Origin of the sequence: Thalassobacterium sedimentorum (assembly GCF_031127905.1) — a bacterium.
GTDB classification, from domain to species: Bacteria; Verrucomicrobiota; Verrucomicrobiia; order Opitutales; family Coraliomargaritaceae; genus Thalassobacterium; species Thalassobacterium sedimentorum.
Genome location: NZ_JARXIC010000005.1, coordinates 97,016 through 110,207 on the forward strand (window position 1 = coordinate 97,016; position 13,192 = coordinate 110,207).

The following is a 13,192-nucleotide window of genomic DNA, read 5'->3' on the forward strand; positions in this document are numbered from 1 at the left end:
ATAAAGGCTATACAGCTAAAACAACTCTCGTCACAAATACCACACTTAAACAGGACGTGAAAGCAATCAAAATTCCTATACATTAAGGACGGCTTCTCATAGTTTCACTGCTGATGTATACTCTCAGATCATACCAACAGGAGGCGGTCAACAGCACCCTTCAATACTTCAGGAAGCAACGTCATCCTGCCGTGATCGTGCTACCGACCGGGGCCGGCAAAAGTTTGGTCATCGCAGAGTTAGCTAAGATTGCCAAAGGCAGAGTCTTAGTGCTCGCCCACGTTAAAGAGCTGGTGGAGCAAAACCACTTAAAGTATGAAAGCTATGGCCTGCTAGCGGGCATTTACTCCGCTGGCTTGAAACAAAAAGATTACGCTCAAAAGGTCATATTCGGCAGCATTCAATCGGTCGCAAAAGCGGCTGATACTTTTTTTCGCGATTTCACACTACTGGTTATAGATGAGTGCCACCGCGTAAGCATGGAATCGGATAGTCAATACGCGAAAGTCATCAAACAGCTCAAACTAAATAATCCTCGCATCTGCATTCTGGGACTAACCGCAACCCCCTATCGCTTGGGACACGGCTGGATTTATAACTATGCACTCCGAGGGGAAATAAAGACACAGGAGCTTCGTTTTTTTAAGCACTGCATCTACGAACTACCGTTGGAGTATATGATCCAAAACAGATTTCTGACGCCTCCAGTCAAAGTCGACATTCCAGTGACTTCATATGACTTCTCCGAACTCACCGAAGCAGGCAAGGCCTATACCATGGCTCAACTGGAAGAAGTACTTCAACGCCAAAGACGGCTCACCCCACTGATCATTAAAAACATCATCGATATTACCGAGCGCGATCAACGCCAGGGCGTCATGATTTTCAGCGCCACAGTGAAACACGCACAAGAGATCATGGAGCACCTGCCCGCAGGGCAAGCCAGACTAGTGATTGGCACCACGGAGCTCAGCGAACGTGATCAGATCGTGGATGATTTCAAACAGAAGTCCTTTAAATACCTAGTCAACGTATCTGTGCTGACGACCGGTTTCGACGCAGCACATGTCGATGTAATTGCAATTCTACGCCCCACGGAATCGATCAGCCTGTATCAACAAATCATCGGCCGCGGCCTGCGCTTAGAAAACGGCAAAAGGGATTGCCTAGTCCTAGATTACACTGGAATGGGGCATAGCATCTTCAGTCCAGAAATTGGCGAGAAGAAACCCGTATCTGAATCAGTTCCTGTGCAAATCACCTGCCCGGAATGCGGCTTTGTCAATGATTTTTGGGGAATCCTCGACGAAACTGGAAATGTGTTGGAGCACTATGGACGCAAGTGTCGCGGTGGGAAGGTCAATCCACACAGCTACGAATTCACGCCTTGCGGCTATCGTTTCCGCTTTAAAATTTGCCCACACTGCGACGCAGAAAATGACATCACCGCACGTGATTGTAGCACCTGTGGTAGCGTGCTAATTGACCCCGATGTTAAGCTCAAAGAAGCAAAACTCTCTAAAAATGCCCACGTACTCACTCCAGACTCGATTGAGATGTTAGAACGCGTCGACAAAAAAGGGACTCCTTATCTACAGATAAAATACTACGATTACGACGCTAACTTCGTGACAGAAATACACTACCTGAATAGTCAAACCAGTCTTAAGAAATTCAACATCAACTTCTTAAGATCACACTTACGAAAACCAGAATTGAAACTGAACCTCCACACCGTCGACGAAGTTGTGAAAATACAACCGCTACTACGAATGCCAGCCTTTGTAATCGCACGTAAACAAGGCAAGTTTTGGAAGATCACAGAGAAAATCTTCAGCGACGAGCTCTAGGAGCCCGGCGACCTTCTTTGAGTCTTCACGCACCTCCCCCCAAAAAACAACGCTCGAGCAAGAAACACAAAACCAAGAACACCCCACGTATACTCAATCCTCTGGATTGGGCCAACAAACATGCGAGTTACATCAACACACGCATGACTCGATCTGCAATAAACTGGCGCTCATGACTTGAAAAACAAAAACAGGCTGCATACTACTCAGCGCTTTATACATACAATGAGCGAGCCTACTACACAAACCACCCACCAAGGTTGGATCTTCCGAAAGATTGTCGATTCACAGCTATTCTCATCATTCATAATCATTGTAATTGTTTTTGCTGGAATCTTAGTCGGCATAGAGACCTTTCCTGCGATTGTAGACCGTCATTACCAACTGCTACATTTTCTGGACAATGCCGTACTAGCAATCTTTACGACAGAAGTCATTTTGAAGATGGCCGCTGAAAAAAAACAGCCGTGGCGCTACTTCAAAGATAGCTGGAATATCTTTGATTTCAGCATCGTAGCCGTCTGTTTTCTCCCCCTGGGAGGCAGCTATGTCGCAGTACTACGTCTCTTCCGCCTACTACGAGTTTTCCGCCTGATATCAGTCATTCCCAAACTGCAACTACTGGTCACTGCCCTACTTCGCAGCTTACCATCGATGTTTTATGTCTGCCTGTTACTATTTTTACTTTTCTACGTGTATGCAGTCATAGGCGTCATGCTCTTTAGTGGCAATGATCCAATTCACTTCGGCAACCTCTGGAGCTCATTTCTATCCCTATTCCGCATCGTCACACTGGAAGACTGGACAGACGTAATGTACCTACAAATGTATGGATCGGATGTTTACCAAGGCTATAATCAAACTTTGACTGATGTGGAGTTCAGCCCCAGGGCCATGCCAATTATTGGTGCCCTATACTTCGTATCTTTCGTCACCATCGGAACAATGATTATGCTTAACCTCGTGATCGGCGTCATTATTAACGGCATGGATGAAGCTCAGAAAGAAATCGCAGATCGCAATCTACACGCGATGCTCACGCACGAAAACTCTTACGATCAAACACGTGAGCAAAAAATAACCAATTTAAAACAACAACTAGATAAAATATCGAAAGAACTTTCAGATTTAATTTAGGCCAAACCTAATCCCCCCCCTAAACTTTCACGAACGACAGCCGACTGCATTGTGATTTAGCAGTCACAGAAACAACGCACCCAACATTAGACATTCAATCCAGGTGACGGATCATCGCATTTCCTATATTGCTGCGCATGCGCTGACACATCTTCTTGAACAATGCGATCTCCGCTGGCGTCGAACCTTGCGAAAAGGTCTGATCCAATTCCTGAATGATGCCCTTAATAATAGGCATCATCGCTCGTCCCTTGTTTGTTGGGTAAAGGCGAAAGGCACGAGCATCGTTGGCGTCGCGATCCTTACAAATATAACCGTTCTCAATTAACCGCCTCACAGAGCGAGCCACTGCTGATTTATCGATCTTACGTATGCGAGCGATTTCTTCCTGCGAGATACCCTCATTCCAATTCACTTCATTGAGAATATGAAACTGTCCATTGCCTAACGAATATGCATCCAAGGACTTAGATAACAACTGATTCTTATCCCGAATCAGTTCGTCAAGTATCAGATCCAACGGAGGGCGACTGAGAGAATTGTGCAATTTAGTTGACATGGCTACTACATTCGACTCGATGTTAGATAGTTGACATATAAACTACCTAACATCCACTCACACTGTCAACTCAGCAGAAAAAGGAATTCAGCGAACGGAGTAAGGCCATCAACTGGCCAATCCTAGGCGATTTAATAGAAAATGAACATAAAAGCACGCACAATGAAGGCGACATCGAAACTCCCCACAACTGACATCAATAGGATTCACAGCTAATCCACATAGTCAGAAACTGTAAATCAGCTATAATTCCTCAACACTATATAAAAAGGCTACAATTATGTCGGTTGATGCATTATACGGAATGAAGGAAACAAATTTGAGCGCTCTCAAGCCACTAGGCTGCAAAAGATCATTGGTTTTGCATTGCTATGAGTAAATTACTGACAGGCAGCGTCAAAAGCCGCCTTTTTTGGCTAACTCTGCCAACGATTGCCGGAACCTTTGCAATGATGGTCTTTAATCTGACAGATACGCTATTCGTATCACGTCTTGGCACTGAAGAGTTAGCTGCAATGGGCTTTACCTTTCCAGTGATTATGATCGTCGGCTCGCTGGCAGTCGGATTTTCTACTGGGTCGGCGTCCATTATTTCACGAGCTCTAGGGGCTGGGCAACGGGCATTAGCACGTCGTACAATTTCAGATGGTTTGGCTCTGACAATTCTCGGCACCTTAGTTGTGAGCCTGCTTGGCTTGTTGACCTTAAGACCATTCTTTTCAATGTTAGGTGCCGAAGGCCGTGTTTTGGATCTAGTCTGTTCCTACATGCGCGTGTGGTATTTGGGCGCGGTATTTGCAATTTTACCCCCGGTCAGCGACGGCTGTCTACGTGCAGCAGGTGATATGATACGGCCCGTAATGGTAATGATCGTATGTGCGACTTTTAATCTAGCACTGGACCCGATCTTGATTTTCGGATGGGGCCCAGTGCCCGCCTTCGGCATACAAGGGGCAGCCATTGCGACTGTGATCACACGTGCCCTGGGAGCCGGCACTTCGCTATTAATTTTGCACCATCGCTATGGCTTAATTGACTGGCAGTGGCCGCGACTACGTGCCTTATTGCACTCGTGGAAGAACATCATGGTGCTGGGAGTACCAGCAGCCTTAAATCAAGCACTCGCTCCACTTGCACAAGGTTATTACATTCGATTGGCCGCGAGTTATGGAGGTGTACAAGCCGTCGCCGCAATGGCGACAGGCACTCGAATCGAATCTATCATCTTTATGGTTTCAATGTCTTACTCGATGGCGATTGTGCCCTTTGTTGGTCACAACTATGGAGCACATGCACATGATCGTGTTTTGGAAACAAGGCGGATTAGCATACGCTTTGCATTCATTTACGCTGCGATTGCTTTCGCACTATTAATACCGAGTGCGCGCTGGATCAGTAATTGGTTTAGTACCGATCCTCTGGTGATCCAACTAAGCGTGACCTACTTACTCATTGCCGTACTAGGACATACTGGCTTGCACATGAGTAACTGGTTAAGTCAGCTACTAAATGTGATGGGACGACCACGGCCAGTGCTGCTGATCAGTCTGACACGCGTCTTTGTATTTGTCATGCCACTGAGCTTTCTCGGTATCTATTACTATGGGTTCTCAGGATTAGTAAGTGGACTCGCACTCGCCAATTTGCTAGGAGGGGGCTTGGCTATGCTAATGACACGTCGATTGTATGCTGATTCTACCGAATAAGCAACGAACTAACTTACCTGTAATATTTAGAAGATGAAAAGGCCTTTACCGGTATCCTAATAATCGCATGCCGTAACTCTGTCAGTGACAGTCATCTAATTACTTATTTAGAACTAAGCCATGATATCGACAGAAGCGCGAGTCAGCGCACAAGTCGGACTCACATGGAAGTCTGTAAAGCGCAGCGCTTGGTCATAAAAACGGTCGATATGCAGCGTTTCGACGAGCTCATTCCCCATACAAGACAAGTCCCCAGTCCCTTGTCATCGGTGATGACTCATATAATATTTGGTTTTGAGCCATGCAATGTTACTAAATCAGAGCTATGGAGCAAAGACGCGCTCCAAACGATAATAAAAGACAGCGTAAGCACACAGGTCCTCGATATTTTCATAAGATGGGGAATCAGGTTCACTAGTAGACGCGAGCAGAAAGATTCATAAGACGACTAGTAACAGAAGACGCCGTTTGCTGTCTACCACCACTATTAAAATTATGAAGTTATTTGATACATCACCCCAATGAACCTTGCCTTCTAAACTGCAAGGGGGTCATTTGAGTTCGCTTCTTAAACCAACTATTAAAATGGGCCGGCGAGGAAAAGCCCAAAGAATAGGCAATCGCTTTCATGCTATCGTGCTCCGCAAGCAATGCATCCTGAGCGGTACGTAATTTCCGTAAGTCGATGTATTGAAAGAGCGTACGGCCCGTTTCCGCTACCATCAGTCGTTCTAAATGAGTTAAACTCAGCGAAACCTGTTGTGCGATACTGGCGTTCGTCACGGATTTACCCAGCTCATGAATTTCAGCAGTGTTAATTAGTTCCAACGCTTGCGCCACTTGTGTGCTGCCCTTCCCCATCACGTGCGGATGCACTCCCCGAGCATGCAAAATCCCAGTAAGTTCAAGTAGAAAAGAGCGTAAAGCGTTTTGGGTAAGCATGTAATCACGCATATCCAATACCTGTTGCGAGCGCAAAAAGCCCGCATCCACATGCCGCGCCATTAGTCGCAGCACCTTGCGAGCCTCACGCTCTAGACGTGGCACTTGTGCCGCCTCAAAGATAAGAGGCAGCCCCTCATTATAGAGCGCTTCTCCCGTTGGCAGTTGAAAGCGATAGACGATCGAAAGTAACTCGCAATCTTCACTGAACTGTTGACGACGTCTCCCCTGCCTAAAAATAAGCCACTGCCCTGGCTCGGCGAGCTGCTCCTCATGGGTGCCTACTCCTACTTTTGCCCAGCCTTTGATTACAAGTGCGGCGCTTTGAAAATGATAATCCATGCGATCGATCACTTGCGGCAAGTTCCCCTGTTTCTGATAGGCCCATAGCAACTGAATCCTCAAACTGTTCCATTGCTCAAGTCGGTATTCAGGAAAGCTATTTGATCCAACAATGTTCATTATTTGATATAAAATGTGTAATATTGAATACGGTGTCGATTTGATTTTACCCTAGTGGTAACGAATACTTTTTCTAATGAATCCTCGACTACACTCCCAAGAACAGAAGACAGATGTATGCGTCGTTGGTGGCGGCATGACCGGATTGATCGCTGCGGTCGCTGCCGCGAGACGTGGCGCTAAAGTCGTTCTAATCCATGATCGGCCAGTATTGGGAGGCAATGCTTCGTCCGAAGTGCGTATGTGGATTTGTGGCGCCCACGGTCATCACCGTAAAGAGACCGGTATCTTGGAAGAAATTCAATTGCTTAACCTTAAGCGTAACCCCGATGGTAACTATTCCACCTGGGACTCAGTGCTGCTAGAATTTGCGAAGATGACGCCGGGCCTAACGACCTTACTCAATTGCACCTGTAACGATGTGACAATGGACGGCCATCGCATCACCGGCGTCAACGCGTGGCAATTAACCACTCAGACTTGGCACAGCGTAACAGCCGATTTATTTATCGATTGCTCGGGAGATTCCATCTTAGCCCCCTTATCCGGCGCAGAAGTGCGCTGGGGACGCGAGAGCCGCGAAGTAACTGGCGAGCCCATTGCCCCTTTGAAGTCAGATCTAAAGACCATGGGCAATACCATCCTACTGCAGTTGGAAGAAACGGCCGAACCACAGCACTTCACACCGCCCGATTGGGCCTATGTCTTTGATGAGGAATCCAACCTCCCCTCACGCGTGGCAAGTGGATTTGGTCACAATTTTTGGTGGCTAGAAATCGGCGGTCTGGGAAATACGATTACTGACTCAGAAAGCATTTACGATGAGTTGGTAAAAGCAGCATGGGGCATTTGGGATTATATGAAAAATCGCGGGCCGCAGGCAGAGAAACTAAGTAACTGGCGCTTACGCTGGCTCGGATCGCTTCCGGGCAAACGCGAAAACCGTCGCTATGTTGGGCCCCACGTACTGAATCAAATAGACGTGGAAGCGGGAGGTATATTTGACGACATCGTCGCATACGGCGGCTGGAGTATGGACGATCATCACCCGGCCGGATTGTATTATCCCGGCAGTGCAACCATCTTCCACCCGGCCCCTTCGCCTTATGGCATTCCATTCCGCTGCTTGTATTCAAATAACATTACAAATCTTTTCTGCGCGGGACGAAATATTTCAGCCACACATGCCGCCTTATCTTCCACCCGTGTAATGGGCACCTGCTCGCTATTGGGGCAAGCTGTAGGCACCGCAGCTGCACTCTGCGTGGAACAACAATGTTTACCGGCGGAGATTAGCAGTCAGAAAATACAAACGCTACAGGCGCATCTAATGGAAGACGATTGCTGGTTGCCGGGCAAAACACGTCCACTTAGTAAGCTCATGCAAGCGGTACAAATCAGTGGCTCCAACGGCGAAGCGACAGACGCCCTACTCGACGGCCACGAGCGAGAAGCCGACAAAATGCCCCACGCATGGACGGCCCCCATCGGAACATCCATCGAGCTCAAGTGGGAATCACCACAGGAAGTGGAATGCCTGCGTCTGATCTTCGACAGTAACTTAAATGATGATAAGTGTATGCCTTGCCGCTACGGATTGAAGGACAAAGCCATGCAGGTGCCTACCACAATGGTGCGTTCTTTCACGGTAGAAATCCAATCAGAACAAGGTGAATGGCTGGAACTTGGTAGAATAGAAGAGAACAGTCGACGCCTCTATGTGCTACCGATTCAGCAAACACTAAAAGCCGTTCGCTGGACAGGACATAGCACTTGGGGCGCAAGCGACCTGCGCGTCTACAGTATTGAAGCTTCTTCCAAGGCAATGCCGCTCTCACAAGACCCCCCAGCTGGCAAGCACTGGTCCGACATCATTTCAGAAATGCCCCCCGAAGCACTTGCCGAACCAGACCACGGACTCGAACACAAAGGGCACGGCTCTTCTCAAGTGGGCGCGTAACAGCCTTCCACTCAGGAACAGTGCTGGATATAAAATCATCGGATTGATACACAATACTACCTCAGTCATAGAATAAGCTGTCAGTCCAGACACAGCCTCTTTTTAACTAATTCGACAGAGCACTCAAAGGTGTTTTCTGATTCGAACGATGCCATTGACGCCACTGAGACTTCAATTCTTGCAGCTGTTCTGGCTGCCGCTCACTTAGATCTAAGGTTTCAGTAGAATCTCCAACCAAATCATAAAGCCCTGTTTGATTCGCGACTTGGGTCCACTTCAAGGCTCCAAACCGAACTGCTTTCTGCGTACCGTAAAATCGCCAAAACAGCTGGCGTATGGAAAGAGTATCTTGCTCCCCTAATAATAAATCCGCTAAACTCACGCCCTCTAAAGTTAACGGCACCTGCCCACCGGCAAGCGCAGCAAAAGTAGGAAAAAAATCCAAAGTAGAGACGATCTCGGAAGAGACTTGATTCGGCTCAATACGTCCCGGCCAGGAAATAAAGAGTGGCACCCTCACGCCACCTTCCCACAGCTCTGCCTTGGATCCTCGCAAGGGAGAATTACTGGCTCCATTACGAGAACTTCCGGGAATGAGGGCACCTCCATTATCGCTCACAAAAACAACTATTGTGTTATCTAGCTGAGCAGAAGCAGCCAATGCCTGCAGAACTGCACCAATTGCATCATCCATAGCCATCACCATCGCCGCATAAACTGGACGTCTGTCACCAGACAAGTGATTAGTTTTATTCAAATATCTCTTAGGCGCCTGTAAAGGCGTATGCGGCGCGTTAAACGATAGCCATGCAAAAAACGGTGCGGTATTACCAGCTTGGCGCATAATAAAATCGCTGGTACGATCAGCCAACTCAAAGGTCAAATACTGATTCAAAGATACAGGCTTAGCATCACCTTCTACGAGATCTCCCCAAAACGTATCTTTTGCTCGAAAATAATCATGCATTCCGGAAAGAAACCCAAAGAACTCATCAAACCCACGATCCAAAGGGCGATAACCTGGCTCAGATCCTAGATGCCATTTACCAAAAAGCGCAGTATGATAACCGGCAGCATCTAACATCGCAGGCAATGTAATTTCCTCTAACGGCAGACCCCATGTATCCTTAGGCCCAGGATGCCCTTCAAAGCCAAAACGTTCCTGATTTCTACCAGTAATCAATCCGGCTCTAGAAGGGCCACATACCGGTGCAGTAACGTATGCATCCGTAAAACGTATACCGCTTTCAGCCAAATCGTCTAAATGAGGTGTAGAAAAATCCTGATTACCATGAATACTCAAATCAGCGTACCCTAAATCATCCGCCATAATTAGCAGAATATTGGGTCGTATAGCCGCTCCCGCATTGCACACTACAAGAGACAAATAAAATAGTATTAGTAAGCTATAAATTTGCATTATGAATCAAAATCAGAAAAAAAGCCACGAGTGTTCAAGAAGCCCTTGGCCTTAGAAATAGTCTGGTCATAACCATTTGGGGAAAAGCCTGGATTAAAGAAACCATGTTTTTCCCCAGGATACACTTCTACCTCAACCTCATTCCCTAAAGCACGAGCACGTGATACGAATGATTGTACCATATCAGGGGGCGATACGTTATCGCGGTCACCAATCATAATCAACATTGGCGGCAGTCCTGTTTTCAACTGATGATAAGGTGAAAATTGTTCCCAATACTCACGCACTAAATGATTTGCAAAACCATCTGGTCCAGTATTCAAAACGGGATTAAAAAGCACCAATGCGTCTGGACGCGTCGAAATTGCTCGCGGATTAGGTACATCAATCTCGCTTTCCAAAGCTAACGATAGCGCTAATTGCCCTCCGGCAGACCCACCACCCGCAGCGATACGTTGAGGATCGATTCCCAATGAGGCGGCATTCGATTTGATCCACCGCATCGCCACCTTTGCATCACGGACTGCCTCAATTGGCTCCACACCGTCTCTACCTTTCGTACGATAATCAGCACTGATTGCAATCATCCCACGTTCAGCAAGTTCGCGGCACTGAGGGTAGAACGCAGTGCGGTTACCTGACTTCCAACTACCTCCATGTAAAAATAGAATGCTAGGTCGTAGCTCAGAAAGCGCCCCCAAAGTAGGCATAAACACTTCCAACTGATAGGATGTATGCCCTAGCACTTGATATGTATAGCTTTGTTGTACAAACTTAGGAACCGACAAATGAAGGTCTGAGCCTACTCTCAGGGCTGTAGATCGAGATTCAGCGCCAGACCAGGCAATCGAATCCAACTCTAAAGAACGAAGTCCGATCGCATTCAAAGCCATCGCATTCAGCCTCAGACGCGTCCGATAATTCAACTCAATAATTTTCTGAGAATCATGCTGCTCTACACGCTCAAGAATAAGCTTTCTTGAAGTTAAACTCAGCTTAAGTTGCACAGTCTCATCAACTGGAAATTCTACTTGTGCTCGCTGAGTATAATGCTCCTCTCCAGCGGTTAAATGTAGCGTCGCTACCCCCAACGGATTAATTCGAAACCAGATTCGGTCTCGCTCTTTATTAACCAATAGATTTTTTTCAGCTGAATCATCAAAAAGGCCATAATAAAAACCATCGAAACCTCCCCCCCCTTGAAGCGGAGCTTTCATCCGAATCGTAAGTTCTACTGAAAAGGGCCCAGTAAGAGGTTCAAGCGGGAGCTGGATGCCACTATTGCGTACTTTTCCATCGGATGCGGCTGGAAATACAGCACGCCCATTTCCAATTCCGGCCGCCCCCCCCAGAACCGGCACTTGGCTTTTATCCAAATGCTGCCAACAGCCAACACCGTCCAACAAAGGTATACCGCTAATAGGATCCCCCACCGCAAGAGTATCACGACCACTGACACGCCCCCCCCAGTCAAAATTTTCAACACTCGCCACGGCGCTACGAAGCAAACCGAGTATAATACCTACACTTATTAGAACTACTTGAACTCCCTGAAATCGCATAGCTTATATAGTCATTTAACGTTTTTTGTAAGCTTCATGGATTGCCTGCATCTGCTGGTCAAAATCAGCCAGAAACTCAGAATCTAAGAAAGGGTCTTTCGTCTCTAAACGCCATTCATTTAGACGAACATACGCCTGACGCAGTAATTGTGCGTATTCTGGATTATCGGCTAGATTAATTAAACTGAAAGGATCTTTCTGGAGATCAAATAGCTCATTCTGAGGTGGTTTTTCCACACGTGCATACGCAGCGGCAACCTTCAAATCACTAAAACCCGGCGCAGTTGCAGCTAGCCATGCTTCATCATACTCTCGGGCAACTAGCGGATTCTCACGTTCATCTCCCCAAATATTCAAAATATAATGAAAACGACCATCGAAAACGGTATAGCGTGGATACAGGTGCCAAGGCACATGAGTCAAATATTCTGTAAACAAGTATTCGCGCCATTCAGATGACGAGCGTTTACCACATAACAAATCAATAAAAGATAGACCGGTCTGACGCACATCTGGTTTGACCGTTTCAGCTCCTGCCGCATCTAGAAATGAAGGAAATAAATCTATTGTAGAGACCAGTTCGTCTCTAATTTGCCCCGCTGAAATATGCTGCGTCCAACGCACAAGATAAGGAATATGTGTCGCAGAATGATAGGCTGAGATTTTCCCACGAGTCACATCAGCACCATGATCCCCAATGAATACGATTAAGGTATTCTCCGGCACTAAGCGTTGATCCAATCCAGTCATAAATTCCCCAACCCCAACATCCAAACGTTGAACAGCAGCGTAGTAATCTGAGATCTCTGAACGCACGGCAGGCGTATCCACTGCCAAGTATGGAATAGGATGCGTCGCATCCGGGGGAATCGGCACTTCAGGCAGTCCACTGACCACACGTGGAAACTCCTGATTCTTACCAGGCCCATACGCTGGACCGCCACGATGCGGATCCACATAGCTCATGACTAGAAATAATGGGCCACTATCTTTATGAGCATCGATAAAGCCAAATCCCTTCTCATTCATCCATCGTACATTACGCTCATACACAACTTTCTGCCCATTAGTCTCCACATAATCCCAATCAAACTGATCGAAAGGCTGAAAATGCGTCTTCCCTACTATTGCTGTGGTGTAGCCCAAGCGCTTTAATTCATTCGGTAACTTCGGAACATCATCATGCATCGGTGGAGCGCCGTTTATGTGTGAAAGTCCGAACATGCCATGTTGGTGCGGATAAAGCCCAGTAAACATACTGCCACGTGATGGACTGCATGATGCCGCAGTGACATGCCCATTTAAAAACATAGCGCCGGATGCAGCCAAGGCATCCAGATTCGGAGTCAAATCATTGAGGTCACCATAAGCGCCCATCTCAGGACCAAAATCATCGGCAATGATCAGGATAATATTAGGCTGTTCGGAGGCAGCATCAGCCTGCCCCCCAGACAACCATATGCCAATCATGATCTGACAACATAACATTCCATGCCCCAAACATAATAACAAACGAAAAATAGATTTAAACATGACAGAAAAAAATAAAAGTTCGCGCGTAAACATACGCCGAATCAATATAATAAGCAAAACC

At 46.9% G+C, this 13,192-nt stretch carries 10 protein-coding genes; 4 read left to right on the top strand and 6 right to left on the bottom strand.

Annotated features, from left to right (window positions below; translation table 11 throughout):
• The first annotated feature begins 113 nt into the window (after positions 1–113).
• Positions 114–1,850 carry a DNA repair helicase RadD gene (radD, locus tag QEH59_RS04495; protein WP_308984155.1) on the top strand — a complete coding sequence of 579 codons (1,737 nt, stop codon included), beginning with the start codon at positions 114–116 and terminating at the stop codon, positions 1,848–1,850.
• Between the two features lie 225 nt (positions 1,851–2,075).
• Positions 2,076–2,987 carry an ion transporter gene (locus tag QEH59_RS04500; protein WP_308984156.1) on the top strand — a complete coding sequence of 304 codons (912 nt, stop codon included), beginning with the start codon at positions 2,076–2,078 and terminating at the stop codon, positions 2,985–2,987.
• A gap of 94 nt (positions 2,988–3,081) precedes the next feature.
• Here QEH59_RS04500 and QEH59_RS04505 read toward each other — a convergent pair whose 3' ends face one another.
• Complete coding sequence (locus tag QEH59_RS04505) at positions 3,082–3,546, bottom strand: MarR family winged helix-turn-helix transcriptional regulator (protein ID WP_308984157.1); 465 nt, start codon at positions 3,544–3,546, stop codon at positions 3,082–3,084.
• A 371-nt stretch (positions 3,547–3,917) separates the two neighbouring features.
• Here QEH59_RS04505 and QEH59_RS04510 point away from each other — a divergent pair, with 371 nt between their 5' ends.
• Positions 3,918–5,252, top strand: a complete 1,335-nt coding sequence (locus QEH59_RS04510) for an MATE family efflux transporter (RefSeq protein ID WP_308984158.1) — start codon at positions 3,918–3,920, stop codon at positions 5,250–5,252.
• 113 nt (positions 5,253–5,365) lie between these two features.
• Here QEH59_RS04510 and QEH59_RS04515 read toward each other — a convergent pair whose 3' ends face one another.
• On the bottom strand, positions 5,366–5,491 hold the full coding sequence (locus tag QEH59_RS04515; protein WP_308984159.1) for a hypothetical protein: 126 nt from the start codon (positions 5,489–5,491) through the stop codon (positions 5,366–5,368).
• A gap of 274 nt (positions 5,492–5,765) precedes the next feature.
• Positions 5,766–6,656, bottom strand: coding sequence for a helix-turn-helix transcriptional regulator (locus QEH59_RS04520; RefSeq protein WP_308984160.1), 891 nt, complete (start codon positions 6,654–6,656; stop codon positions 5,766–5,768).
• Positions 6,657–6,732: 76 nt separating this feature from the next.
• On the opposite strand from QEH59_RS04520, the gene QEH59_RS04525 reads away from it, so the two are divergent.
• On the top strand, positions 6,733–8,616 hold the full coding sequence (locus QEH59_RS04525; RefSeq protein WP_308984161.1) for an FAD-dependent oxidoreductase: 1,884 nt from the start codon (positions 6,733–6,735) through the stop codon (positions 8,614–8,616).
• Between the two features lie 106 nt (positions 8,617–8,722).
• On the opposite strand, the gene QEH59_RS04530 is transcribed toward QEH59_RS04525, so the two are convergent.
• The 3 genes from QEH59_RS04530 to QEH59_RS04540 are packed head-to-tail and all read right to left on the bottom strand — an operon-like array spanning position 8,723 to position 13,131.
• Positions 8,723–10,036, bottom strand: coding sequence for a sulfatase-like hydrolase/transferase (locus QEH59_RS04530; RefSeq protein ID WP_308984162.1), 1,314 nt, complete (start codon positions 10,034–10,036; stop codon positions 8,723–8,725).
• Positions 10,036–11,598 (bottom strand): alpha/beta hydrolase, encoded by a 1,563-nt coding sequence (locus QEH59_RS04535; protein ID WP_308984163.1) that lies wholly within the window; start codon positions 11,596–11,598, stop codon positions 10,036–10,038. Before QEH59_RS04535 ends, QEH59_RS04530 begins: the two co-directional genes overlap by 1 nt.
• A 15-nt stretch (positions 11,599–11,613) precedes the next feature.
• A complete protein-coding gene (locus QEH59_RS04540; RefSeq protein WP_308984164.1) occupies positions 11,614–13,131 on the bottom strand; it encodes a sulfatase family protein in 1,518 nt (505 codons plus the stop codon).
• Between the last annotated feature and the right edge of the window lie 61 nt (positions 13,132–13,192).

What these genes read in the sequence shown, in the direction of transcription:
- radD (WP_308984155.1), top strand. Translation starts at nt 114, where the DNA reads ATGTATACTCTCAGATCATACCAACAGGAGGCGGTCAACAGCACCCTT.
- QEH59_RS04500 (WP_308984156.1), top strand. Translation starts at nt 2,076, where the DNA reads ATGAGCGAGCCTACTACACAAACCACCCACCAAGGTTGGATCTTCCGA.
- QEH59_RS04505 (WP_308984157.1), bottom strand. Translation starts at nt 3,546, where the DNA reads ATGTCAACTAAATTGCACAATTCTCTCAGTCGCCCTCCGTTGGATCTG.
- QEH59_RS04510 (WP_308984158.1), top strand. Translation starts at nt 3,918, where the DNA reads ATGAGTAAATTACTGACAGGCAGCGTCAAAAGCCGCCTTTTTTGGCTA.
- QEH59_RS04515 (WP_308984159.1), bottom strand. Translation starts at nt 5,491, where the DNA reads ATGGGGAATGAGCTCGTCGAAACGCTGCATATCGACCGTTTTTATGAC.
- QEH59_RS04520 (WP_308984160.1), bottom strand. Translation starts at nt 6,656, where the DNA reads ATGAACATTGTTGGATCAAATAGCTTTCCTGAATACCGACTTGAGCAA.
- QEH59_RS04525 (WP_308984161.1), top strand. Translation starts at nt 6,733, where the DNA reads ATGAATCCTCGACTACACTCCCAAGAACAGAAGACAGATGTATGCGTC.
- QEH59_RS04530 (WP_308984162.1), bottom strand. Translation starts at nt 10,036, where the DNA reads ATGCAAATTTATAGCTTACTAATACTATTTTATTTGTCTCTTGTAGTG.
- QEH59_RS04535 (WP_308984163.1), bottom strand. Translation starts at nt 11,598, where the DNA reads ATGCGATTTCAGGGAGTTCAAGTAGTTCTAATAAGTGTAGGTATTATA.
- QEH59_RS04540 (WP_308984164.1), bottom strand. Translation starts at nt 13,131, where the DNA reads ATGTTTAAATCTATTTTTCGTTTGTTATTATGTTTGGGGCATGGAATG.